The sequence below is a fragment of the Acinetobacter sp. GSS19 genome, assembly GCF_028621895.1.
GTDB lineage: Bacteria > Pseudomonadota > Gammaproteobacteria > Pseudomonadales > Moraxellaceae > Acinetobacter.
Window position 1 is genome coordinate 862,405 of record NZ_CP117520.1, and the last position, 24,993, is coordinate 887,397.

Below are 24,993 nucleotides of genomic sequence, written 5' to 3' on the forward strand. Positions count from 1 at the left end.
TTATATTGATTCAATTCGCCGAAGGATAAAAAAATTATCAGCGTGATTGATTGAGCGCCGAGCAAAATTGCGCATATGATAAGCCCTGAAAAATCTGAACACAGAATCAAATCATGTTATTGAATTATGACTTGCAGCCAGCAGCTGATACTGTAATTTCCGATGCCCCGACCATTGTCCTAATCCATGGACTCTTTGGCAGCATTGGCAATCTAGGTGTGATCGCGCGTGCCTTGAAGGAACGCTATCCTGTTTTACAGTTAGACATGCGTAATCATGGTTTATCACCACAATCTGAAGAAATGGACTATGCGCACATGGCTGCCGATGTCCGAGAAACATTGGATGCCCTTCGCATCGGATCCTGTATTCTGATCGGTCACTCAATGGGTGGAAAAGTGGCGATGCGGCTGGCCAATTTAATTCCAGAACGTGTAGAAAAGCTGGTTATTCTGGATATGGCACCCGTTGCTTACCAGGTACGGCAGCATGATGAAATCTTCAAAGCTTTATTTGCGGTGGAACAAGCCCGGGTCAGTTCACGCGCTGAAGCGACTCAAATTATGCGTCAATATTTGCAGCAAGACATGGTCATTCAATTTTTAATGAAATCTTTTGCTGCTGGAAAATGGCGTTTTAATATCCATGCGATCCAGGCCCATTATGCCGATATTCTGTCTTGGCAAATTCAAACCGCTTTTACAAAGCCAAGCTTGTTCATTCGAGGTGGGGTATCCCCTTATGTGCAGGAGCAGTATCTATCCGCGATTGAGGCTCAGTTTCCTTTGGCACAAGTGCAAATCATTGAACAGGCGGGACACTGGTTGCATGCAGAAAAACCAGATCAGGTAATTGATCTTATTCAGGAATTTTTGTAAGAACACAGGTAGATTATGTTGGGTAATCTACCTGAATAGATGGGGTATTTAATTGCTATTATTTTTAGTTGAATGGGAGATGTTTATATTCTTTCAGTCCTAATCCAAGGCTGCCAGCCAGGTGATCTGCTCAGGCCATAAGAGCGGATATATTCAATAAACTGGTTTTGTTCGTTGACATGCAAGGGAGCGTCGGACAATTCTAATTTCTGAAAACGAAAATGTTTACGAACCTTGCCTGCGAAGGCTGAAGAGCCGAAAGCCAAATCTTCAAAACTCCCCCACCATTCAAGAATCAACATGTCCTGGAACTGCCGGTTGATTTCTTCACGTAATTCACTGGTGAGTGTTTCATGGGTTAAATCATGCAACATGGGCCAAACTACCTGATAGAGTGCCTTTAATTGACGACGGTCTAATTGAAACATCAGCATTTCAATTTCAAGCAGGTGATCACTCAAATCTGTAGGGTTTTCAAACCATTTAAAGACGCATAAATTTTCGAGTGCAAAGGCACCCCGGGCAAAATAGCCACAACTGTTCAATGTAGGACAAAAGTCGGTAGCGACTTCTCCCATACTGACGGCAACTGAATTTTCTATCATATTTAATAATATTTAATTCGTATTAAAAATCATAAATACCTAAAAAATAATTGAATGTAAATATCTTAAATTTAAGCATTTTGTTTTAATTTTTTTGAATCGTGATCACATTTATATTTAAGTTGCCTATTAGTGATGAATATCACAATGAACTTTTTGGCGATTTATCAAATTTTGAGCAATCTACTTTTTCTTGATGATTGAGGTGCTTAGTCACAGCCGAATTGCTGAACCTAACTATAAATTGAAAGAACATTCACGGAAGTTATAAATAACTGATCTTTAAGTTTAAGCCGTAAATAAATGTGTGAGCAGTATTTTCTGTCATTACAAAAGAAACATGTGTGCTGAATCTTATGTTTTGGCCCATTTATTGAGTAGAGTTAAAAATACCCGCTTATTTGAGCGGGTATTCATGCAAGCATTTGGTGCTAGCGGTTTAATGGGATATTAGAATTTCTTTTCCAGGGTCAACCATACACTCGGGATGGAAGAGTTCACTCGGGATTCATAGAGCGTACCATCGGATTTTTGGGTCAAAAATTCCTTGTAATCTGTTGCCAGAATATTGCGAGCCGTCAAAGTTGTGCCCCAACCCTGTCCGAGTTTTTTGCTTACACTGAGATCCAGGTTTATACGTTGATTGGTGGTACGTTCATAAGGTTGATTGTTCAAGGCACGAGTAAATTTTGGTGTGTAATTCAGATTGAAACTGGTGGAGAGCTGCCAAGGCTGGTAGCTATAAGATAGACCCATGCTGGCAGTGTACGGTGCAACATCGCTCGCCAGACGTTCACCGGTCGTATCATTGTCAATTTTAGCGCGAATGCTGGAAAGTTGCCCATTCAGCATTAAAGGGTGACCTGTAGCCGTTTGTTTGATGGCATAACGCCCAGAAATTTCAACCCCATAAGCGGTTGCTTTGCTCTGGTTTTGAGGGCGCTGCACGTAACGGTCACCTTCGAGAGTAATCACGTTTTCGATATAATCCACAATGTTGCGCTGGAAAGCTGTCATATTCATACCACCTGATGAGGTGTTATAGCCTAAAGTGGTTTCAAGTGCAGTGATTTTTTCCGGTTTTAAAGCAGGATTTCCGCCGCGATCGGGGTTGTTCAGGCTACCGGCATCGCTATCTGTGGAGATGCTGATCGTGGGTGCTAAACGACTGCTTTGCGGACTTTGAAAAGCACGGCTCAGGTTGGTTTGTAATGACCAGGCATCGGTCAATTCAAAGCGATGTGCCAAGACAGGACTAAAATGCTGATCATCATAATCGACCAGTCCTCTGCGTTGAATCCATTCCTGCCGAGCCCCCAACGTTAAGGTTTGTTGCGGGGTAAAACGCCAACTGCCCTCACTATATAAAGCATATCGCCGTTCATCCAGTGTCTCAGCTACATTGCTTTTCAGTTCATTACTGCGCAAATCTGTGCCAAATTTGATCTGTTTATCATCATCCAGCTTGCGCAAGCCATCATAAGCCAAGCCATACTCATGAATTGTTTCATCGGTATAGATTGAACGATCCAAAGAACGGGTTAATTGGGTTTCTGTCTGGCGCTCAGTAGAGAGACGCACTTTATCTGAAGCGTGATTGGCATTGCGTTCATAACGTGTGTTTAGCCTTATACTGCTGTTGTCATCATCCTGTAATTGTCCGTTGCGTTGACCCCGACTTTGCATATCACGATAAAACAGTTCAGCGACCAGTTTCTGTTCATCATCCAGACTATATTCAACACGTGGTGCCAGCATTTGCATCACCCGGTCGGTGACACGTTTCTGCACGGTGCTTTTTCCCGTGTGATCGGTGGTCTGACTCATCGCTGTGGTATCTAGCCACATCTGATTGGCATACAGGCTATAGCTCCATGCATTTTGGCGACCATCGGTTTGTACACTGAGTTGTTTACGCATTTCCTGTTCTTGGCCAGAATCAACTTCGCCATAACCGATGCGAATATTGCCATTGATTAGAGCATCAAGCGGTTCTTTTAAAATAATATTGACGACCGCTGAAGAGGCAACTGAAGCCTGTGCCACACTAGGCTGTTTGACAATCTCGATCCGTTCAATCATATCAGTGGTAATGCTGTCGACGACCGACATGCCACCACGTGGACCACCTTGTACGGGTTCTCCGTTAATCAGGAAAGTGGGGCCACCTCCACCGCGAAAGCGCATCCCTGAGGCTGCACTATTGCCACGTGGGCCTTGTCCGGGTGCAGGTAATTGGAAACCGGCGGCACGCCGTAACGCATCACTCACTGAATGATCGCCATATTGCAACATTTCTTCGCGTGTCACGACCGTTTTGGCGACGGCGCTAATGTCTTTGCTCTGGTTGTCAGGGCTGGCCTGAAAAGTCAGGGTTTTGAGGATCTGTGGAGTAGATTCGGTTGTTGGTGTTGCCGAAGGCATTGTGTCTGCTGCCCACACAGGCGAGGTGATGGCAAGGAGGGCTAAGCTCAGCGACGTGATTTTCCTTTCAATGCGTTGAGACTTCATAATCAATCCAGCGAGTTCATATATGAGAGATTTTGTGGAAGCTTAACGTAAAATTATGAAGAAAATGAGAGGAATAGTAATTTCTATTCGCATTTATAAGAATTTTATAGCTCAGTTGAGTTGTGAAACTAGAGGAAGGCCACATGTAACATATCTTTTTAGTCTAGGTGTATGGGGGAAAAACTGTTTTGTCGTAATGCAACAAGCCCCTGACTTGAGATCAGGGGCTTGAGGGTATTAGGGTTTGGGGGTACTCTTTTTCGAGCTTCCTGCATTTGACTTATAATTATTGTTTTATGTCTGTAGAACATCCTGTTCCGCATGTCTTAAATATAGAAAAAATGGCACCAAGAATAAAGCCGACAAAAACGCTTTGAGTTGTAATCTTTGGCTTACATTAAGCCAATATTGTGTGTTTGAATCGTCCGATTCATGTTTGAGAAAAAACTCGAAACAATTTTAAGGCTGGATTGTTTATTTATAAATACTATACTAGGGTATAGTATAGATATTGGACTCAATGATGCCGAAACAAGTAGAAGACAAAAAGAAAATGCTGTTACGGGTACGCCGAATTAAAGGGCAAATTCAATCACTAGAACGAGCACTAGAAGACGACACCGCCTGTGCTTCTATTCTTCAGCAGATTTGTGCCATTCGCGGAGCAACCAATGGTTTGATGACCGAGCTTCTCGAGATCCATTTAAAAGACACCCTGGTATCGGGTGAAACCTCAGAGCAGGACAGAGCGGAGGAGCTGGTCGAAATCAGCAAAATCCTCAAATCTTATTTAAAGTAGCACCATTAGGAGATATTTCTATGAAATCTCGTGCAGCAGTCGCATTTGGTCCAGGTCAACCTCTACAAATTGTAGAAGTGGATGTCGCTCCACCTAAAGCCGGAGAAGTGCTCATCAAGATTAGCCATACGGGCGTGTGTCATACCGATGCTTTCACCTTATCGGGTGATGATCCAGAAGGCGTTTTTCCAGTCATCCTAGGCCATGAAGGTGCGGGTGTTGTGGTGGAAGTGGGTGAAGGAGTGACCAGTGTTCAACCTGGCGATCACGTGATTCCCTTATATACCGCTGAGTGCGGAGAATGTCTCTTCTGTAAGTCGGGTAAAACCAACCTGTGTGTGGCGGTACGTGAAACTCAAGGTAAGGGGCTAATGCCGGATGGTACGACCCGTTTCTCTTATAACGGCCAGCCAATCTATCACTATATGGGCTGTTCAACCTTTAGTGAATATACCGTTGTTGCAGAGGTTTCGCTGGCCAAAATCAACCCCGAAGCCAACCATGAGCATGTCTGCCTGTTGGGCTGTGGTGTAACGACCGGCATTGGTGCGGTACATAACACGGCAAAAGTGCAGGAAGGTGATAGTGTTGCAGTCTTTGGTTTAGGTGGCATCGGTCTGGCGGTGGTACAGGGTGCACGCCAAGCGAAAGCGGGCCGTATTATTGTGATTGATACCAATCCTGACAAGTTCGAACTTGCGAAACAGTTTGGTGCAACCGATTTTGTCAATCCGAAAGATTATGACAAGCCAATCCAGCAGGTGATCGTAGAAATGACTGGTTGGGGTGTCGATCATTCCTTTGAATGTATTGGCAATGTGAATGTCATGCGTGCGGCGCTGGAGTGTGCACATCGTGGCTGGGGACAATCCGTGATTATCGGGGTAGCCGGTGCCGGTCAGGAAATCTCAACCCGTCCATTCCAGTTAGTGACCGGACGTACCTGGAAAGGCACTGCCTTCGGTGGCGTTAAAGGTCGTAGTCAATTACCTGGCATGGTAGAAGATGCTATGAAAGGTGAAATCCAGTTAGAGCCGTTTGTAACCCATACCATGGGGCTGGATCAGATCAATGAAGCTTTTGATCTGATGCATGAAGGAAAATCGATCCGTAGTGTGGTGCACTACGATTAAGATAAACTCTTGAGTGTAAATCTAGTCATCAAGCAAAAGGGTGTATAACGCTCTTTTGCTTGAGCCGCTCTAAATTCTTTACTGATTTCACCGACGCGTTGTTCTATTCCCAAGCACTGCAAATCCAACTTTCTGGAAGAATTTGATTTCTACAGATTCGAAGCAGATCAAGCTAAACATTTCCGGCAAAATTCGTCTTCTTAAGCAGCTTGATCTCAAAAAAACGCTGAATGCAAACATCGCTAATTGTTATTGCTTGGTCATGTAGAGCTGTCAAAAGCAGATTTTTTAGCGCGATGTCATCATGAATTTATACCCATCTATAGACAACAACATAATCAAACAAAACAATAGCAAAAAAGCCAAGGCTCAGTTACGATCAAGCTATAGCTTGAGTTTTTTGTAATAAAAGCAACACGTGCATAACAAAAAAACTGTCTTAGAGACGGATCTATTTTTAATCAGGTGAAGCACGTTTCAAGCGCGATGACATTTAATTTTGACAATCATAGAATGCACATCGCAGAGGGAAGTTTAGAACTTTATTAAAATGATAAACGGAGATGCATATGAGTGAACAACATTCAACAACAAAAGGTCAGTGCCCGGTGATGCATGGTGCACATACCGTGAGTGGCACATCGAATATGGCGTGGTGGCCGAATGCACTCAATCTAGATATTTTGCATCAACATGATCGCAAGACCAATCCATTACTAAATTTCAATTATCGTGAAGAAGTTAAAAAACTGGATGTCGCTGCACTGAAAAAAGACCTGACTGATTTCATGACTCAAAGCCAGGCTTGGTGGCCAGCAGATTGGGGCCATTATGGTGGTTTGATGGTGCGTATGGCTTGGCACTCTGCCGGAACCTACCGAATTGCGGATGGTCGTGGTGGGGCAGGAACCGGCAGCCAGCGTTTTGCTCCGCTTAACTCTTGGCCAGACAACGGTAACCTGGATAAAGCCCGTCGTTTACTTTGGCCGATTAAAAAGAAATATGGCAATAAACTGAGCTGGGCCGATCTGTTTATTTTGGCCGGTAATGTGGCTTATGAATCGATGGGATTCAAAACTTTCGGTTTTGCTTTCGGACGCGAAGATGTCTGGCACCCAGAAAAAGACATTTACTGGGGTGCTGAAAAAGAATGGTTAGCACCAACTGGAAGTGAAGGTAGCCGTTATTCAGGGCAACGTGATCTGGAAAATCCGTTGGCTGCGGTAATGATGGGGTTGATTTATGTCAATCCTGAAGGGGTGGATGGTCACCCAGATCCGTTAAAAACAGCACAAGACATGCGTGTGACCTTTGCCCGTATGGCCATGAATGATGAAGAAACGGTGGCTTTGACTGCGGGTGGACATACTGTCGGGAAAGCGCATGGTAATGGCAATGCTGCCAACTTAGGTCCGGCACCGGAAGCCGCTGATATTGAGGAACAAGGTTTAGGCTGGGTGAACCACACGACACGTGGTATTGGTCGCGATACTGTTACTAGTGGTATTGAAGGAGCATGGACCACTCATCCAACCCAATGGGACAACGGCTATTTTGATATGCTGCTGAACCATGATTGGGAGCAGACCAAGAGTCCGGCAGGTGCTTGGCAATGGCAACCGGTGAGTATCAAGGAAGAAGACAAACCGGCTGATGTCGAAGATGCTTCGATTCGCTGTATGCCGATGATGACCGATGCAGATATGGCATTAAAAATGGATCCGGAGTACCGCAAGATTTCCGAACGTTTCCATCAGGATCCTGCTTATTTTAATGAAGTCTTTGCACGTGCCTGGTTTAAATTGACACATCGTGATCTTGGTCCAAAAACCCGTTATATCGGTCCGGAAGTACCTGCTGAAGACCTGATTTGGCAGGATCCAATTCCAGCAGGCCGCCGTGACTATGATGTGGCTGCTGTTAAAGCAAAAATTGCTGCAGCGGGTTTGCCAATTGCTGAAATGGTGGCAACAGCTTGGGACAGTGCACGTACTTTCCGTGGCTCGGATTATCGCGGTGGTGCCAATGGTGCTCGTATCCGTTTGGCTCCTCAGAAAGACTGGCAGGGTAATGAACCTGAACGTTTAACTAGGGTTCTGGCGATTTATGAAAAAATTGCTGCCGAGACGGGTGCGAGTATTGCGGATGTGATTGTGCTGGCAGGTAATCTGGGGGTCGAACAGGCTGCCAAAGCCGCTGGTTTTGAGATCGAAGTTCCTTTTGTGCCTGGACGTGGTGATGCGACACAAGCGCAAACCGATGTGCAGTCCTTTGAAGTGTTGGAGCCACTTGCTGATGGTTTCCGTAACTGGCTAAAACAGCATTATGTTGCGCAACCGGAAGAATTACTGCTGGATCGTGCGCATCTGATGGGATTGACCGCCATCGAAATGACCGTGCTAATGGGGGGGATGCGTGTCTTGGGAACCAATTATGCTGGTAGCCAAGATGGGGTCTTCACCGATCGGGTAGGTGTTTTGAGCAATGATTTCTTTGTTCATTTGACCGATATGGCTTATCGCTGGCAGCCAACCGGACGTAATTCTTATCAGATGATTGATCGTGCAACCGGTACCGTGAAGTGGACAGCGACTCGTGTGGATCTGGTCTTTGGCTCTAATTCAGTATTGCGTTCTTATGCGGAGCATTACGCTCAGGATGACAATCGGGAGAAATTTGTTCATGATTTCGTTGCGGCTTGGAACAAGGTTATGAATGCGGACCGTTTTGATCTTGCCTGATGTTGATCCGTTTTCCTCAAGCTGAGCGTACTTGGCTTGAGGGACTAGCTTGGGATATGCTGCAAGTGAAGCATATATAAAACCGATCCATAAAAAAGGCCTTATCAATGATAAGGCCTTTTTGAATTTTGGAGCGGGAAACGAGACTCGAACTCGCGACCCCAACCTTGGCAAGGTTGTGCTCTACCAACTGAGCTATTCCCGCAATCTATGTCGCGCATTATAGAGTGTTTCATTAAACTGTCAACACTCTATCAGCATGACTGTCTAATTAATCGGCACGACGCCAGATGGTACCCTGACGGGTATCTTCCAGAACAACACCTTGCTCAAGCAAAGATTGACGAATTCCATCTGCTTTCGCGAAGTCTTTGGCTTTTTTTGCATCAACACGTTGTTGGATTAGATCTTCAATTTCAGCTTCTGACAAGCCTAAAGTTTCTTGACCAATATCTGATTTTAAGAACTCTTCAACTGGATGCTGCACAATGCCGAGAATGTTGGTGAGATGGCGTAGAGTAGAGTAATACACTGCTGCTTGTTCAGCTTGCTGCTCTTTGACTGCACGGTTCAGTTCTTTATTGATTTCAAACAGTACAGCAATTGCTTCTGCGGTATTAAAGTCATCACGCATTGCGCTATTGAAACGTTCAACCAGTTCTTGATTTAGAGTTTCAACTTTTTTTTCGCCATACACTTGCTGGTAGGCCTTGAATGAATGGTAGAAACGACTCAAGGTCGTTTTGGCTTCTTTTAACGCTGTATCCGAGAAATTGATCGGGCTACGATAATGTGAAGAAACAATAAAGTAGCGGATTACTTCAGGATGGAATTTCTCCATCACGTCACGGATGGTGAAGAAATTCCCCAGTGACTTCGACATTTTTTCGCCATCGACATTGATGAAGCCGACATGCATCCAGTAATTAACATATTGCTCACCAGTCGCCGCTTCGCTTTGTGCAATTTCATTCTCATGGTGCGGGAACAGTAGATCGCTACCACCGCCATGAATGTCAAAATGATTGCCTAGGCAGCAAGTGGACATTGCAGAACACTCAATATGCCAGCCCGGACGGCCTTTGCCCCAAGGGGAATTCCAGAACGGTTCGTTTTCTTTGGCATGTTTCCAAAGTACAAAGTCAAACGGGTGTTTTTTCTCGACTTCGACATCGACGCGTTCTGAGGCACCTGCTTGCATATCATCGAGTTTACGACCCGATAAACGACCATATTTGGCAAATTGGTCGACCTGGAAGTATACGTCACCATTGTCTGCCGGATAAGCAGCACCTTTATTAACTAAAGTGCCAATCATGCTTTGCATCTGATCAATATATTCGGTCGCGCGAGGAGATTCATCCGGATCCAGACAACCCAAATGATGAGCATCATCATTCATGGCCTGAATAAAACGGTCGGTCAGGGCCTGAATGGTTTCGCCATTTTCATTGGCACGTTTGATAATTTTGTCGTCAATATCTGTAATGTTGCGCACATATTTGACTTGCCAACCCTGACTACGCAAAAAGCGGATGATGTAGTCAAATGCAACCATGACTCGAGCGTGGCCAATATGACAGTAATCATAAACCGTCATACCGCAAACATACATGTCGATATGACCTTCGACGCGAGGGACAAATTCAACTTTTTTACGTTGCTCTGAGTTGTATAGAACAAAAGGCTGCATATATAAAGGTCTTCAAAGGCTCAAAAACAGGTTACTCATCATAACTGAAGCTCCATTTTTCACAAAGTTTTATGCAGTATTTTTATGGTGTTGTGAAAAGTTCATATTTTGAAAGCTGAGATTCGCGTAGATATGTTAAACTTCAGCACAATATTTTGATTGAAATTACGCGACTCTAATAAGAGTGAAGGTACGTTTATCTTGAATTCATCGAACATGTCCAATCAGATCGATTTCCAAAAAGTGGCACGCGAAACATTGCGCCTCGAAGAACAAGCCCTGCATGTATTGGCTGAGCAAATTGATGAGCGTTTTAGTCGTGCCTGTGAAATTATTTTGCAGTGCCAAGGCCGTTTGGTCGTGACGGGAATGGGGAAATCCGGTCATATTGGCCGTAAAATGGCGGCAACTTTTGCCTCTACTGGAACACCGTCTTTCTTTATGCATCCTGGCGAAGCAGGACATGGTGATTTGGGGATGCTGGTACGTGGTGATGTCCTGATTGCGATCTCGAACTCTGGTAAAAGTGATGAGATCATGATGTTGATGCCGTTAATCAAGCATCTCGGTGTGCCACTGATTACGATAAGCGCGAATGATACTGGACCGATGCCACAAAATGCCGACGTTGCTTTGACGCTGGGTGAGTTGACCGAGGCTTGTCCACTCGGTTTGGCGCCAACTTCGAGTACCACCGCAACGTTGGCTTTGGGTGATGCATTAGCTGTTGCTTTGCTTGATGCACGCGGTTTTACTGCAGAAGATTTTGCCCGTTCACATCCGGCTGGTGCTCTTGGCAAACGTTTACTTTTGCATGTGAAACATCTGATGCATAAAGGGGCTGAATTGCCAAAAGTCAGACCAGATATGCCAATGAGTAAAGTACTCTACGAAATCAGTGATAAACGTTTGGGTTTAACCACCGTAGTCGATGAACATGACACCTTATTGGGTATTTTCACTGATGGTGATTTACGTCGTATGATTGACCGTCAGCAAGGTTTTGATATCAATGTAGCGGTTGCTGATGTCATGACAAAAAAACCGTTTACAATTTCTGCGGAAGCACGTGCGGTAGAAGCTTTGGAATTACTGCGCGATAAGAAAATTAATCAGTTTGTCGTAGTAGATGAAGCGAATAAAGTCATTGGAGTCATCAGCATGCATGATCTGATTCAAGCAGGGGTAAATTAAATCATGGCATCGTATGTATTGTTAGAGCATGCACGTCATATGCAGGCATTGGTTCTGGATGTAGACGGTATTTTAAGTGATGGTTTTATTACCTTAACCAATAGTGGTGATGAAATTAAATCGTTTGATATCCGTGATGGCCTAGGCATGAAGCTGGTACAGCAAGCCGGTATGAAAGTGATTATTATCACTGGACGTCAAAGTCATATCGTTAATAAACGTATGACTGATCTGGGCGTAGACCTGATTTTTCAGGGGCGTGAAGATAAAGGTGTTGCACTGCGTGAAGCCTGTGCACAGCTCAATATCTTTCCTGAAGACTGTCTATATATGGGGGATGACTGGCCAGACCTTTCAGCTTTCTCGATTGCTGGGATGAGCGTGACTGTTCCAAATGGTCATGTAGAAGTGCGACGTCGTGCGGATTTGGTCACTCAAGCTATGGGCGGACGTGGTGCGGTACGTGAAGTTTGTGACATGTTGTTAACAGCTAAGGGTGTTTATCAGGAATTGCTTGAAAAATACTTGGCTGTGCCACATTAAACCTTTAAGCCTCTTTTGAAATGGAAATAGTGCCTGACCTATGGATACCAAAGTTCTCTATGCAATAGCCATTACCGTTGCGACCGTGAGTGGGGGCTATTACTATTTCAGCGGAAAAAGTCAAAAGCTGGACATTGAATCTGGCCGTAATATGACTTATGCCGCACAGGGGATCCAACTCACTCAAACAGACGAGCAAGGCAATTTGCATGTTCGTGCAAAAATTGATCGTCTTGAGCAAGACATGCAGCGCAAAACCTCGCATTTGCAACACTTGGATGCCAGCCTGTATCAGCAGGGCAAAGTGGATGCCACTTTTTCTGCACAACAGGGCAATGGTTTTAATGACAATGAAAAAATTGTCTTGAGCGGAGCTGTGGTTGCTCGCAAGTTTGGCCCCCAAGGACAACTGGATTTCCGGACCGATGAGTTAACTGGTTATCCAAAACTCCGCCAGATTGAGACCAATCACCAGGTCGTGGTGCAGTCGCCACAGGCTGAATTCATCAGTCAGGGGCTTAAAGCCAATTTAAATGAAGGGCAGTACGAGTTTTTTAATATTCGAGGAAAGTATGCACCAAGTTCATAAATCATCATTATTCAACGCTTTCCTGAAAAAAGCGGCTTTTGTGGGATGCATGACCGCGTTTGCTACGGCTGCCTGGGCTTTACCATCGGATCGTAACCAGCAAATCTCTTTGGTGGCGGATCGTGCGACCTATAATGAGCAAAGCGGTGTAACGACTTATAGTGGCAATGTGGTGATTGAACAGGGCACCATGCGCTTGCAGGCCGATTCGATTGTAGCGAAGTTAAATGCGAATCGTGAGATTAGTACAATTACGGCTACAGGACGTCCGGCAAAATTCCAGCAGCAGATTGATGTGAAAAAAGGCTTGGCACGCGGTCAGGCACAAAAGATTGTTTATGATGCCTCAACGGGTATTATTACCCTATCGGGTGGCGCTTATCTTGTTCAGGATGGGGCAAGTATTCGCGGTTCAACCTTACGCTATAGTATGAACAAGGGCGATATCGAAGCAACGGGTGGAACAAATGGTACAGGTAAAGGTCGTGTACAAATTATTATTCCGCCGTCAGCGAGCAAGACCTTCCCGGGAGCACGTGATTAATGGAACAATCACTTCAGCAACCACAAACCTTATGTATCAAGCATCTTGCAAAAAATTACAGTAAACGCTGGGTCGTGCAAGATGTTTCCTTTACCATGCAAAGCGGCCAGATTGTTGGACTGTTGGGACCAAACGGTGCAGGAAAAACCACGAGTTTTTATATGGTGGTCGGACTGGTGCGGATGGATAAAGGCGAGATTCATCTGGATGATCTGGATTTATCTGATCTCGCGATGCATGAGCGTGCCCGCAAAGGAATTGGTTATTTACCGCAGGAAGCGTCGATTTTCCGTAAATTGACCATTGCTGAAAATATTATGGCAATTCTGGAAACCCGCAAAGATCTCAATAAACAGCAACGTCAGCAACGTTTAGACGAGCTGTTGCACGATTTTAAAATTACCCATATTAAAGATTCTCTGGGTATGAGTGTTTCCGGTGGTGAGCGCCGTCGTGCTGAAATTGCGCGTGCCTTGGCTGCTAATCCGAAATTCATGTTGCTGGATGAACCTTTTGCTGGTGTTGACCCGATTTCTGTCGGCGATATCAAAGAAATTATCCGTGGTCTGAAAAATCGTGGTATCGGCGTTTTGATTACCGATCATAATGTTCGTGATACGCTAGCGATTTGTGAAAAGGCTTATATCATCAGTGAAGGTGCGGTGATTGCAGAAGGCACATCACAAGAAATCCTGGACAACGAAACTGTCCGTCAGGTGTACTTAGGTAAAGATTTTACAGTTTAAGCTATTCTCGATTGTTGCAGAATCCTCATGTTTGCATGGGGATTTTTTATTTTCAAAGCAAAAAGCAAAACACGTTATAATTTTACCGTTTTGTAGCCGTATGCTGATTTGATCTTATGCCATTCACGCTTGCTTATCCTGTTCAGTTTGAAGAAGAAATCAAAAAAAGCCGTTTTCAGGCGATGGCTGTGCCTGTTGACAGTGAGCAAGCGGTGAAAGACTTTCTTGAAGAAAACAAAGATCCTACCACCACACATCAGTGCTGGGCCTGGAAAATTGGTCATCAGGTACGCTTTAATGATGATGGGGAACCCTCAGGTACAGCGGGACGTCCAATTTTAGCTACGATTGAAGGCAATGAACTGACTAATGTGCTGGTCTTGGTCAACCGCTGGTATGGTGGCATTAAGTTGGGAACGGGTGGATTGGTTCGCGCTTATGGTGGCTGTGCAGGGCAATGTTTGAAACTGGCAGAAAAAATCGAGCTTATTCTGAAAAAACAGGTTGCATTTCATTGCCATTTCAATGAATGGGCCATTTTGCAGTATGAATTGACCCAGCAGCAAATCGACTATCAGGAACACTACGAAGCCGATGGGGTGAGGATTGAAGCTCTAATGCAACTCCATCAAATTGAACCGTTTGCTTTAAAAATTCGGGATATCACGCGTGGTCGTGAGTCGTTAAAAATCATGGAAGATGAAGAAAATGACTGAAGCCGATCCTCTATTAAAATATCGTGAACAGCATCAGCATCGTCTGAATTATATGCCTTGGCTGTATTATTCACTTAAGCCCAAACATCGTGCTTGGGCAGAAGCTTGGCAAAAAGACTACCAAGCCTATTTGATGGAAATGGAAACCGTAGAGATTGGAGAGAACTGCTTTATCTCACCGCTCGCGCATATATTTGCCGAACCTGGCCGAAAAATCATCGTTGGTGACAACACTTTTATTGCAGCAGATTGTACCTTGCATGGTCCATTAACGATTGGTCGTGAAGTCGCGATCAACCATCACTGTATTCTTGATGGTGGTCGTGCAGGTATCATCCTGCATGATCAGGTGCGTATTGCCGCCTATAGTCATTTATACGCCTTCGACCATGGCATGGATCTGCAACAGCCCATCTATCAGCAAGCTGTCCGCTCACAAGGCATTGAAATTGGACGAGATGTCTGGCTTGGAGCACATGTCGGCATTAAAGATGGTGTCCATATCGGGGAGCAGGCGATTGTTGGCATGAATAGCATGGTCTGTAAGGATGTTGAGCCACGCCAGATTGTGGCGGGAAATCCGGCACAATTTATTCGCTGGCGTGAATAAAACAGCAAATAATGCGCTTTTAGGAATTTTCTTACAGAAATCCGACTGCTTTGCAAAAAAGTTGTGTTAATTTAAAAAATAAGAAAAAACCAAGGCCTTAAGCCCGAAGAGAGGCAGATTAAAATGAAAAGAGTGATTGCCTGTATTGATTCGTCGCCGTGTATTAATGCGATTGCAGAAGCTGCGGCATGGATTGCCAGTCAAACCCAACGTGAATTGGTCCTCTTACAGATTTTAGACTACTATCCGGCAAGCTATCATTTGGGGGAAATCAGCGGTGTTATCGGCTTTGAAAGTAATGCCATGTTACTGAAGGAGCTGGCTGAACTCGAACAGAAGCAAAGTGAACTGGCACTTGATTACAGTAATAACCTGTTGAAACATATCAGTGAATTGATCCAGGAAAAATACGGCATTACTGCCAGCAAAATCCAGGAAAAAGGCGATTTTCTGGAACAGAGTTTCCACATTCTGCAGGAAGATGACATTGCGGTGATAGGTCGCGTGGGTGATCATTCTGCAGACCGCCATAAACCGATAGGCACCAATGTGGAAAACTTTATTCGTGGTGCAAAATCAACTGTGCTTACAGTCGGAGAAAAGTTTACGCCACCGACACGATTTATTTTTGCCTATGAATATTCCCCAACCTGTCAAAAAATGATGAAACGGATTGCACAAAGTGATTTGTTGCGTCAGTTGCAATGTCATCTGCTGTATGTGGGCGATCAACCTGAAGTACTGAATGAGCCTGAGCAATATCTCCGCGATGCAGGACTCGATGTCGTGCTTGAATACCGTTATGGCGATGTTGCGGAAAATATCCTAGAGTACCAGCGCGAACATTCTATTCAGTTGATCGTGCTCGGTGCATTCAGCCATAGCAAGATTCACCAGTTTTTCTTGGGCAGTATTGCAACGACTATTTTCCGTAATGCCAGTGTGCCACTGTTGGTGGCGAAATAATCCCTAGCTTGTGATTTAAATTTATCCATAGTTATCCGCATTTATTGTGGATAACTGTATGGACAAGCACGTTAATCACTTGATAATTCTTGTAAAAAAAGACATGTTTGTTTTTTGTACAAGTGTAAGTGTTTATTTCACAATCGCCAAGGCGAAGCCATCATGTCCCTTGCAGCCCACTGTTTGCAGCGCCGTGCAGGATAAAATTTTCGGGTGATTTTGTAAGGTTGCAAAAAGTTCGCGAATCCCTTCAATGCTGGGTTTCTTGTTGTCCGGATTAATAATTTCTCCGGCACGAATGACGTTATCCATCACAATCACGCTGCCCGAATGGCACAAATTCAGACTGAGCTCGAGGTATTCGGCATAGCTTTGTTTATCCGCATCAATAAACACAAAATCAAAGGGTTCAAAGTTGCTGACATCAATGCCACGTAAAATATCGGCTGCACGACCCACGCGCAGATCAATCGTTTGAGGCAGCTGGGCATTGTCGATATTCTCTTGCGCTAAAGCCGCATGTGTATCACGACCTTCAATTGTCAAAATATATCCATCGTCGGGCAATGCACGTGCCAGCCACATAGTGCTATAGGCGGCAAAAGTTCCCAATTCCAGCACACGTTTACAGTGATTCATCTGTATCAGCATTTGCAACAGCATACCTTGGTTGGGAGCCACGGCAAGATGATCCGGGAAACCTTTATCGGCTGTATTTTTGAGGTTCTGTAGCAGCTTTGGGTCTTCAGGAATTAAATGTGAATCAATGAATTGATCGACTTCTGTCCACATTTGTTGCATGAGCGTGTTCCCTATAATGCGTTAAGCGCATTGTAAACTTTTCAATCTAGAGTGCAATTTTTAACAGGTAGATTGCTGAAATCTTCAACAAATTAGTATCAAGAAAATCTTAAAATCAAGAATAACTGCTGCACATCGAACTGTTACGGGTGAGGTCAGGCCCCCAAGTCCGATAGCCTTGGGTATCAATATGGATTTGCCCTGAACGGTAGAGGCCTAAGCCCATATTTAAACTTTGTCCATGTTCAATCCAGAATTGACATAATTTAAACTTGGTATTCTCAATAAAGGCATAATCTTCCGGTTGGGGGATTTCGGGTCCAATCCGGAAATCAATGGCCGAGTTGAACAGGTGACGTGAAGAATTTGCCCCTCCCGCACACTGATTTAATGGCAAATCCCGATACACAGAGGTCACTTCAAAATCGGTCAGGATTTTTGCAGCTACCATATATTTAAAAATTCGAATAGTCGCCAGCTGATTGTCCCAGAGCTGTTGGTTCGGTACAGCATATTGTGAGCCACCACAGCGTTGCCAATCCCGTGCCGTACGTAACAGTTCAAAGGTGGGGATAATATTGGAAACATTATTACGTGCAAGAAAATGTTCATATTCCTGCATCTGTTCCAAATTATTGCCGATTGCAGTCCAATTATAGAAAGATTCTGGTGTGACCTTAGGGGATGTCGGACGTTCAATGCTGATCCGTTCTTGCGGGATATAAATACGTGATCCGCTAGGAGAGGTCATTTGACCGGTTTTTTGAGGGGAGGTCGCACACCCGATCATAACAAGTGGGACGATACTTGTGGTAAGCAGGCCCTTCAAAAATTGCTTCATCGAAAAATCAATTACTTAATACACTACCGCCAGTATTTTAATCTAAATCGCCGCAAAAAAATGCTTTAAATTGCAATCAAATGTTCCGACTATGTATAAAAAAAGACCAGCATGTGCTGGTCCTTTATTGATCTTACTTTTCTAAGTATTGCAATTTATTAGGTTTACCATTCCATTCTTCACGATCAGCAGGCTGTTCACCAATCTGTGTGATATTTGGCCATTTCTGTGATAAATCCGCATTCAGTTCGATAAATACTTCTTGGCCTTCTGGTAATTCATCTTCAGAGAAAATGGCATTTGCTGGGCACTCTGGTTCACAAAGCGCACAGTCGATACATTCATCTGGATTGATTACGAGGAAGTTTGGACCTTCATAGAAACAGTCTACTGGGCAGACTTCTACGCAGTCTTGGTATTTACATTTAATACAATTTTCAGTGACAACAAAGGTCATGGCGACAGCTACCTAAAAATATGGTTTTAATTAATTGTCTTATTTTAGGCAAAAAAAGCCTCTAGTAACAATTGCTTTTATTGATATTTGTTATATGCCGGGCTACTAAATTTAATAAAAGTTGATCAAAAGCGTGTATGGCTCCTATAAAAACGGACTTTTCCCCAAAAAAGTCCGTTCATATTTAGAAGATCAACACCGCTTTAATTTTGTTGAGCCAGTAATTCCTTTAATGCATATAACTCAGCGAGCGCCTGACGCGGACTAAGCTCATCAATGTCCAGATGTTGTAATTTTTCCAGCACAGGAGAAGGTGGGACTACCTCAATCAGTTCAGGTTCTGGAACGATTTCAACACGGTGATCTAATGGTGCAAACAGGTCATTTTGTACGGCGGTATGTAAATGTTGCTGTTGCTGCTTTTCCAGAATTTTTAAGCGTTTTTGTGCTTCTTTAATCACGCTAGCCGGGATACCCGCAAGTTTGGCCACCTGTAAACCATGACTTTGACTGGCTGGGCCATGCTGGACTTTATGTAACAAGATCAGATTGCCATTGAGTTCTTTGGCGGTGACATGGTAGTTGTCGATCCCCGGCTCTTGTGCCAATTCGGTTAATTCAAAATAATGGGTGGCGAACAGACACAGACACTTCACACGTTTGGCCAGTTCTAAAACGCATGCCCAAGCTAAAGACAGACCATCATAGGTACTGGTTCCACGGCCGACCTCGTCCATCAAGACTAAGGATTGCGAAGTGGCATGATGTAAAATCTGCGAGGTTTCGGTCATTTCTACCATAAAGGTTGATTTGCCTGTTGACAGGTCATCTGCAGAACCAATACGGGTAAAAATCCGATCAATCGGTCCGAGTCGGGCGGATTGTGCCGGAATAAAGCTACCGCAATAGGCTAGTAAGGTAATCAAGGCCGTTTGTCGCATAAAGGTTGATTTACCGCCCATATTTGGACCTGTAATGATGGCCAGACGGTGATGAAAATCCAGGCTGGTATCATTCGGGGTAAATGCCGTTTTACTTAAGGCCTCTACGACTGGATGCCGTCCTGCGACAATTTTAATGCCGATTTCTGGGTGAAATTCTGGACGTGCCCAGTTACGCAAACGGGCCTGATGGGCAAAGTTTGCTAGCAAATCGATTTGGGCAATCGCACTACTCATGATCTGCAAATTGGCAATGTCTTGTCGTAATTCTTCTAGCAACATCTCAAACAGCATTTTTTCCCGTGCCAGCGCACGAGATTCGCTGGAGAGGACTTTGTCTTCGAAACTTTTAAGCTCAGGCGTGATATAGCGTTCGGCATTTTTGAGCGTCTGCCGACGAATATAATGCTGAGGAGCCTGTTCGGCCTGGGCACGGGTGAGTTCAATGTAGTAGCCGCTCACCCGGTTATAGCCAATTTTTAGGGTCGGAATCCCCGTTGCTTCACGTTCCTGAATTTCCAGATCAATCAGGAATTGTCCGGCATGGTCACGGATCTTGCGCAGTTCATCCAGCTCACTGTCAAAGCCTTCTGCAATAACATTGCCATCACGCAACAAAACCGGAGGGTGCTCGACAATCGCGGCCATCAATCGTTGATGTAATCCGTTAAAATCGCCTAGTTCTTGGTCTAGCTGTCGCAATAGCAGTGATTTTTTTTGCTCAATAATGGGTTGCAGAGCATGACGTAAAAATGGAATTTGGGCACAGGCTTGACGTAACTGGACCAGATCACGGGGACGCGCGCTGCCCAATGCGACACGGCTTAACACCCGCTCAATGTCGCTGATCTCCTTCAGCACCAGACGAAGTGGTGTTTCATGATAGCCTTTAAGCAGCTGTTCAATGGCATCCAGACGCGCATCTAGCAGTGCAGTATCGCGCATGGGCTGCATTAATGTTCGGCCCAGTAAGCGTGCCCCCATGGCCGTTTCACAATCATTAATCAGTTGAAACAGTGAAGTCCCATGTTCAAAGAGGGGCTCAATAATTTCCAGATTACGTCGGGTGACCGGATCTAAGGCAATAAAGTCACTGCTTTGCTCAAGCTGTACAGAGTGGATATGCGGTAAGGCGGTTTTTTGTGTTTCTTTTGCGTAGTGGATGAGCGCGGCTGCAGCAGCTTTGGCCAGAGGTAAATGATCGATACTAAATCCAGATAAGGTCGATACTGAAAATTGGTCACACAGGGTTTTTTGTGCGTTATTTAGGTTGAAATCGACATTAGGGCGTTTGGTCAGGGGACACTCGATCTGTTTCTTGATCTGTTCAATAATATTGGGATCGATCAGGTCTTCATCAATCAGAATTTCACTGGGCATCAGACGTGCCAGTTCAATCAGCAGTTGTTCCGGCTTATATTCCTGTTGTTGAACTTTAAAAATACCCGCACTCAGGTCGAGTAAGGCTATCCCGATCTGGTTTTGTTGCAGACATAAAGCCACCAGATTGGAGGATTGATGGCTGTTCAGTAAGGCATCATCCGTGAGGGTTCCAGGGGTCAGGATACGCACTACTTGACGTTCAACCGGGCCTTTACCGGTGACTTCTCCGACCTGTTCACAAATTGCCACTGTTTCACCAGCCTTGACCAAGCGTGCAAGGTAGCCTTCGGCAGAATGATAGGGCACGCCTGCCATGGGAATCGGCTCGCCTTGGGTTTTACCGCGATGGGTTAGGGTAATACCGAGCAGTTTGGCCGCTTTGTGGGCGTCGTCAAAGAACAGCTCATAAAAATCCCCCATACGATAAAACAGCAACGCATGCTGATGCTGCATTTTGACCTTAAGGTACTGTTGCATCATCGGGGTATGCGAGGAGAGATCAGCCATGACGTCTTGCATGCTCATGTAGGGGAGGTCCTTCAATTTGAACAATAAAATTACAGGGAAATAGAGGTCTGTTTTGCCAACAGGATGATTGCAGAATTGAACCGTGGTGCACAAGAGAACAGGGCATTCTTGTTATCAACAGGCAGCGTTCACCTGAAGCGCAATCACGGCTCAAGTCTAGCAAATTTAATAACTTGATCCAAAATATATTACCAGTAGCATCAAGTTGAAATATGGGATTCTTGCTGAAAGAAGAGGCAGCGGGTGCCCATATTTTTACAGTGATTTAAGTTGGTTTGGGAGGTTGTTCATCTATTTAAAACCAGAAAAAGTAGCGAAATAAAAATGTTCTGGCAATTGAGGTGTTTTTACCCTTCCTTTTAATTGAATTTTTTAAGACCATATTTATGACAAAAATGCGGTAACAAGGAGTGAACCATAAAAACTTTTGGAAAGCATCTGTATTTTTATATCGTTGATTCTCCTCGCACATCTCCCTCTCAGTTTTATCGTGTTACTTAAAAACATCGTTATTTACATTTGTACATAAAAACATCAAGCAGCTGTAATAGGGCTTTAACATAGAAAAGGTTAATTTGTGTGCAGATTCTGAGGAATCTTTGTGGATCCACTCAACCATTTTTCGAGTTGCTAAAGGTAAAGATATGTCCGAAAGAAAAGTCGCATTTGTGACAGGGGCACTAGGTGGTATTGGTAGTGAAATTTGTCGTCAGCTGGTAAAAGCAGATTATAAAATTATTGCAACGGTTGTTCCACGTGAGGAAGACCGTGAAAAGCAATGGCTAGAAAGTGAAGGATTTCAGCCAGAAGATGTACGTTTTGTCTTAACCGATCTGACCAACCATGCTGATGCAACGACAGCGATTCAGGAAGCAATTGAAGCTGAAGGTCGTGTAGATGTTTTGGTGAATAATGCAGGGATCACACGTGACGCGACATTCAAAAAAATGTCATTTGATCAGTGGTCACAGGTACTCGATACCAATTTAAAAACCCTGTTTACCGTGACCCATCCAGTCTTTAATAAAATGCTTGAGCAAAAGCAGGGACGGATTGTCAATATTAGCTCGGTGAATGGTCTAAAAGGACAGTTTGGTCAAGCCAACTATTCAGCTGCGAAAGCAGGCATGATTGGGTTTACTAAAGCGCTGGCCCAAGAAGGCGCACGCTCGAATATATGCGTGAATGTGGTGGCACCTGGTTACACCGCGACACCAATGGTGACTGCGATGCGCGAAGAAGTAGTCAAAAGTATTGAAGACCAGATTCCGTTAAACCGTCTAGCTCAGCCTGAAGAAATTGCAGCAGCCGTCATGTATCTGGTGGGCGAATATGGCACCTATATTACCGGTGAGACCTTGTCGATCAATGGTGGTCTATACATGCAGTAAGCTTTATGCTGATGGCATTTGTTTTTTGACATTTTGAACAATAACTAAATTTTAAGCACTATAAATCCATGGAGTAGTACCAATGCTATACGGCGATATCTTTTCAAACATGAATGCTCAATACAAAAATATGTTTGAACCTTATGCAAAATTTAACAGTCTTGTGGCAAAAAACTTTGCAGACCTGACCAATTTACAGCTCAACGCGGCGCGTCATTATGCTGACATCACCTTGTCACAAGTGTTTGCCAACAGCGAAGTGAGAGATATGCAAAGCATGATCAACTGTGGCACCAAACAGTTGGAAACCATGACTAAACTCAGCCAGCAAATGATTGAGGACGGACAAAAGCTGGCAAGCTTGGCGACTGAATTTAAAGCCGAGTTTGACAAATTGGTGAGCGAATCAATGCCGAACAATAAATAATGGTTTGCAATCCAGATGAAGATTGAAGACTAGTATGCGGGGAAGTGGAAATCACTTCCCCGTTTGCTATCCCATTCCTGATAAAGCATGAGGAATGACCCAGTAGACGGAGTGGCGCAATGCAACAGAACATTTTTCAGTTTAACCAGAACGTCCAACGTTTTTTTGATGTACATGAGGAAATCTGGAAGAAAGTACAAGAACTTTATTATGGTGATAATCCACTCAATGAAGCATTGAGTAAAGTCAATAATGAAGACATGACGCTGTTCTTTCAGGCATTAACCAAAAACCCGGCTCGCTTGATCGAGATGCAGAGCAAATGGTGGATTGGCCAGATGCAGATCTATCAAAATATCATGTTGCGTAATGTCAACAAGGATATCCAGCCTTTGGTCACCCCCGAGCAGGGGGATCGCCGGTTCAAAGATTCACTGTGGCAGGAGCCGAATTATGATCTTTTGACCCAGTCCTATCTGCATTTCAGCAAATTGGTGCAAGAGATGCTGGATGAGGTGGAAGGCATTCCGGATAAAGTGCGTCACCGAATCCACTTTTTTACCCGTCAAATGGTCAATGCCTTTTCTCCGGGGAATTTTTTGTGGACCAATCCTGAAGTGATTCATCAGACCGTACAGGAACATGGACAGAATCTGGTACGTGGCATGGAAATTTTCCATGATGATGTCATGAACAGCAGCAAATATCTGTCTGTACGTATGGTCAATAATGACTCGTTCCGTTTAGGGAAAGATCTGGCTTATACGCCGGGTGCAGTCATTTTTGAAAATCCGGTCTTCCAACTGTTGCAATATGAAGCGACAAGCGAAACGGTTTACCAGACACCGATCCTGTTGGTTCCGCCTTTTATCAACAAATACTATATTCTGGATTTGCGTGAGCAGAATTCTTTTGTGAATTGGTTGCGTCAGCAAGGGCATACCGTATTTTTGATGTCCTGGCGGAATCCGGGGGCTGAACAAAAGGAAATGCGCTTTGATGACCTGATTACCTCGGGTACGGTTGAAGCGATGCGGGTCATTGAGGAAATGACTGGAGAAAAAGAAGTCAATGCGATTGGTTATTGTATTGGTGGGACGGTTCTCGCAGCGACGCAGGCCTACTATGTTGCGAAACGCCTGAAGAATCACGTCAAAAGTGCGACCTATCTCGCGACTTTATTGGACTTTGATAATCCAGGCAGTTTGGGTGCATTTATTAATGAACCGGTCATTCAAGGGATTGAAACTCTGAATCAGCAGGTGGGCTATTTTGATGGCCGCATGTTGGCAGTAACGTTTAGCCTGTTGCGTGAAAATACCCTGTACTGGAACTATTACATTGAAAACTATTTAAAGGGCAAGCATCCCTCTGACTTTGATATTTTGTACTGGAACAGTGATGGCACCAATATTGCCGGACATGTCCATAATTTCCTGGTGCGTAATCTTTATCTAAATAATGAACTGATTCAGCCGAATAAGATCAAGGTCAATGGCGTAGGTCTGAACCTGTCAAAAGTAAAGACACCAAACTTTTTTATCTCGACTCAGGAAGACCATATTGCACTCTGGGATGCCTGCTTTAAAGGGTCAACCTATCTTGGGGGCGAAAGTACTTTGGTGTTAGGTGAATCTGGCCATGTAGCAGGGATCGTCAATCCACCCAGCCGGAATAAATATGGTTGTTATACCAATCAAGCAGCTTATGAAAATCCTAAGCAGTGGCTCGCAGATGCGCAATTCCATCCCGAATCCTGGTGGTTACGCTGGCAGGAGTGGCTTGCCCCTTATACCGGTGAGCAAGTGCCGGCTCGCAGCTTAGGCAGTGTTGCCTATCCTGTCAAGGAAGCTGCACCAGGCAGTTATGTACAGGCCAGTCTATTTTAATATTTGGGCATTATCAGTGCCGGCCTATAGTATAAGTGCAGGCACTTCAAGCAATAGATAAATGAAA

Annotated in this window: 22 protein-coding genes and 1 tRNA gene; 15 read left to right on the top strand and 8 right to left on the bottom strand. The window is 44.4% G+C overall.

From position 1 onward, the window contains the following. Positions 1-113: 113 nt before the first annotated feature. Positions 114-878 (top strand): alpha/beta fold hydrolase, encoded by a 765-nt coding sequence (locus PGW99_RS04175; RefSeq protein ID WP_273778889.1) that lies wholly within the window; start codon positions 114-116, stop codon positions 876-878. 83 nt (positions 879-961) lie between these two features. Here the strand turns inward: PGW99_RS04175 and PGW99_RS04180 are convergent, their stop codons facing one another. Both PGW99_RS04180 and PGW99_RS04185 read right to left on the bottom strand, forming a co-directional pair. Beyond that, a complete protein-coding gene (locus PGW99_RS04180; RefSeq protein WP_273778890.1) occupies positions 962-1,483 on the bottom strand; it encodes a hypothetical protein in 522 nt (173 codons plus the stop codon). Between the two features lie 450 nt (positions 1,484-1,933). Next, positions 1,934-3,994: a TonB-dependent receptor plug domain-containing protein gene (locus PGW99_RS04185; RefSeq protein ID WP_273778891.1), complete on the bottom strand. Its 2,061-nt coding sequence runs from the start codon at positions 3,992-3,994 to the stop codon at positions 1,934-1,936. A gap of 523 nt (positions 3,995-4,517) precedes the next feature. Here PGW99_RS04185 and PGW99_RS04190 point away from each other — a divergent pair. From PGW99_RS04190 to katG, 3 genes are all read left to right on the top strand, one after another. Then, a complete protein-coding gene (locus PGW99_RS04190; protein ID WP_273778892.1) occupies positions 4,518-4,793 on the top strand; it encodes a metal/formaldehyde-sensitive transcriptional repressor in 276 nt (91 codons plus the stop codon). 20 nt (positions 4,794-4,813) lie between these two features. Further along, on the top strand, positions 4,814-5,926 hold the full coding sequence (locus PGW99_RS04195) for an S-(hydroxymethyl)glutathione dehydrogenase/class III alcohol dehydrogenase (RefSeq protein ID WP_273778895.1): 1,113 nt from the start codon (positions 4,814-4,816) through the stop codon (positions 5,924-5,926). Positions 5,927-6,495: 569 nt separating this feature from the next. Further along, positions 6,496-8,667, top strand: a complete 2,172-nt coding sequence (gene katG, locus PGW99_RS04200; RefSeq protein WP_273778896.1) for a catalase/peroxidase HPI — start codon at positions 6,496-6,498, stop codon at positions 8,665-8,667. A gap of 129 nt (positions 8,668-8,796) precedes the next feature. Here the strand turns inward: katG and PGW99_RS04205 are convergent. Continuing rightward, positions 8,797-8,872: transfer RNA gene (locus tag PGW99_RS04205), tRNA-Gly, on the bottom strand. Between the two features lie 66 nt (positions 8,873-8,938). Further along, positions 8,939-10,360 (bottom strand): cysteine--tRNA ligase, encoded by a 1,422-nt coding sequence (gene cysS / locus PGW99_RS04210; RefSeq protein ID WP_273778897.1) that lies wholly within the window; start codon positions 10,358-10,360, stop codon positions 8,939-8,941. Positions 10,361-10,576: 216 nt separating this feature from the next. Between cysS and PGW99_RS04215 the strand changes: the two genes are divergently transcribed. The 8 genes from PGW99_RS04215 to PGW99_RS04250 all read left to right on the top strand — a co-directional run bounded on the left by PGW99_RS04215 (position 10,577) and on the right by PGW99_RS04250 (position 16,268). Then, complete coding sequence (locus PGW99_RS04215; RefSeq protein ID WP_273778898.1) at positions 10,577-11,554, top strand: KpsF/GutQ family sugar-phosphate isomerase; 978 nt, start codon at positions 10,577-10,579, stop codon at positions 11,552-11,554. 3 nt (positions 11,555-11,557) lie between these two features. Continuing rightward, the gene (locus PGW99_RS04220; RefSeq protein ID WP_273778899.1) at positions 11,558-12,097 is read left to right on the top strand and encodes a KdsC family phosphatase; all 540 of its coding nucleotides are present in this window, start codon (positions 11,558-11,560) and stop codon (positions 12,095-12,097) included. Between the two features lie 40 nt (positions 12,098-12,137). Beyond that, positions 12,138-12,686, top strand: a complete 549-nt coding sequence (gene lptC, locus PGW99_RS04225; RefSeq protein WP_273778901.1) for an LPS export ABC transporter periplasmic protein LptC — start codon at positions 12,138-12,140, stop codon at positions 12,684-12,686. Further along, positions 12,670-13,230, top strand: coding sequence for a lipopolysaccharide transport periplasmic protein LptA (gene lptA / locus PGW99_RS04230; RefSeq protein WP_273778902.1), 561 nt, complete (start codon positions 12,670-12,672; stop codon positions 13,228-13,230). The genes lptC and lptA overlap by 17 nt, the downstream gene beginning before the upstream one ends. Then, positions 13,230-13,976 carry an LPS export ABC transporter ATP-binding protein gene (gene lptB, locus PGW99_RS04235; RefSeq protein WP_273778903.1) on the top strand — a complete coding sequence of 249 codons (747 nt, stop codon included), beginning with the start codon at positions 13,230-13,232 and terminating at the stop codon, positions 13,974-13,976. Before lptA ends, lptB begins: the two co-directional genes overlap by 1 nt. Positions 13,977-14,092: 116 nt before the next feature. Then, complete coding sequence (locus tag PGW99_RS04240; RefSeq protein WP_273778904.1) at positions 14,093-14,692, top strand: IMPACT family protein; 600 nt, start codon at positions 14,093-14,095, stop codon at positions 14,690-14,692. Further along, positions 14,685-15,302, top strand: coding sequence for an acyltransferase (locus PGW99_RS04245; protein WP_273778905.1), 618 nt, complete (start codon positions 14,685-14,687; stop codon positions 15,300-15,302). The genes PGW99_RS04240 and PGW99_RS04245 overlap by 8 nt, the downstream gene beginning before the upstream one ends. 123 nt (positions 15,303-15,425) lie before the next feature. Beyond that, a complete protein-coding gene (locus tag PGW99_RS04250; RefSeq protein ID WP_273778906.1) occupies positions 15,426-16,268 on the top strand; it encodes a universal stress protein in 843 nt (280 codons plus the stop codon). A 132-nt stretch (positions 16,269-16,400) separates the two neighbouring features. Here the strand turns inward: PGW99_RS04250 and PGW99_RS04255 are convergent, their stop codons facing one another. The 4 genes from PGW99_RS04255 to mutS form a co-directional block, all read right to left on the bottom strand. Next, on the bottom strand, positions 16,401-17,069 hold the full coding sequence (locus tag PGW99_RS04255) for an O-methyltransferase (protein WP_273778907.1): 669 nt from the start codon (positions 17,067-17,069) through the stop codon (positions 16,401-16,403). A 115-nt stretch (positions 17,070-17,184) separates the two neighbouring features. Next, positions 17,185-17,910, bottom strand: a complete 726-nt coding sequence (locus PGW99_RS04260) for a D-Ala-D-Ala carboxypeptidase family metallohydrolase (RefSeq protein ID WP_273778908.1) — start codon at positions 17,908-17,910, stop codon at positions 17,185-17,187. A gap of 133 nt (positions 17,911-18,043) precedes the next feature. Then, entirely contained in the window at positions 18,044-18,367 is a 324-nt protein-coding gene (fdxA, locus tag PGW99_RS04265) for a ferredoxin FdxA (RefSeq protein WP_273778909.1), read from the bottom strand. Between the two features lie 203 nt (positions 18,368-18,570). Beyond that, the gene (mutS, locus tag PGW99_RS04270; RefSeq protein WP_273778910.1) at positions 18,571-21,216 is read right to left on the bottom strand and encodes a DNA mismatch repair protein MutS; all 2,646 of its coding nucleotides are present in this window, start codon (positions 21,214-21,216) and stop codon (positions 18,571-18,573) included. A 647-nt stretch (positions 21,217-21,863) separates the two neighbouring features. Between mutS and PGW99_RS04275 the strand changes: the two genes are divergently transcribed. The 3 genes from PGW99_RS04275 (at position 21,864) to phaC (ending at position 24,926) form a co-directional block, all read left to right on the top strand. Next, a complete protein-coding gene (locus PGW99_RS04275; RefSeq protein WP_273778911.1) occupies positions 21,864-22,610 on the top strand; it encodes a beta-ketoacyl-ACP reductase in 747 nt (248 codons plus the stop codon). A gap of 82 nt (positions 22,611-22,692) precedes the next feature. Next, positions 22,693-23,037: a phasin family protein gene (locus PGW99_RS04280; RefSeq protein WP_273778912.1), complete on the top strand. Its 345-nt coding sequence runs from the start codon at positions 22,693-22,695 to the stop codon at positions 23,035-23,037. Between the two features lie 119 nt (positions 23,038-23,156). Next, the gene (gene phaC / locus PGW99_RS04285; RefSeq protein WP_273778913.1) at positions 23,157-24,926 is read left to right on the top strand and encodes a class I poly(R)-hydroxyalkanoic acid synthase; all 1,770 of its coding nucleotides are present in this window, start codon (positions 23,157-23,159) and stop codon (positions 24,924-24,926) included. Positions 24,927-24,993: the final 67 nt, after the last annotated feature.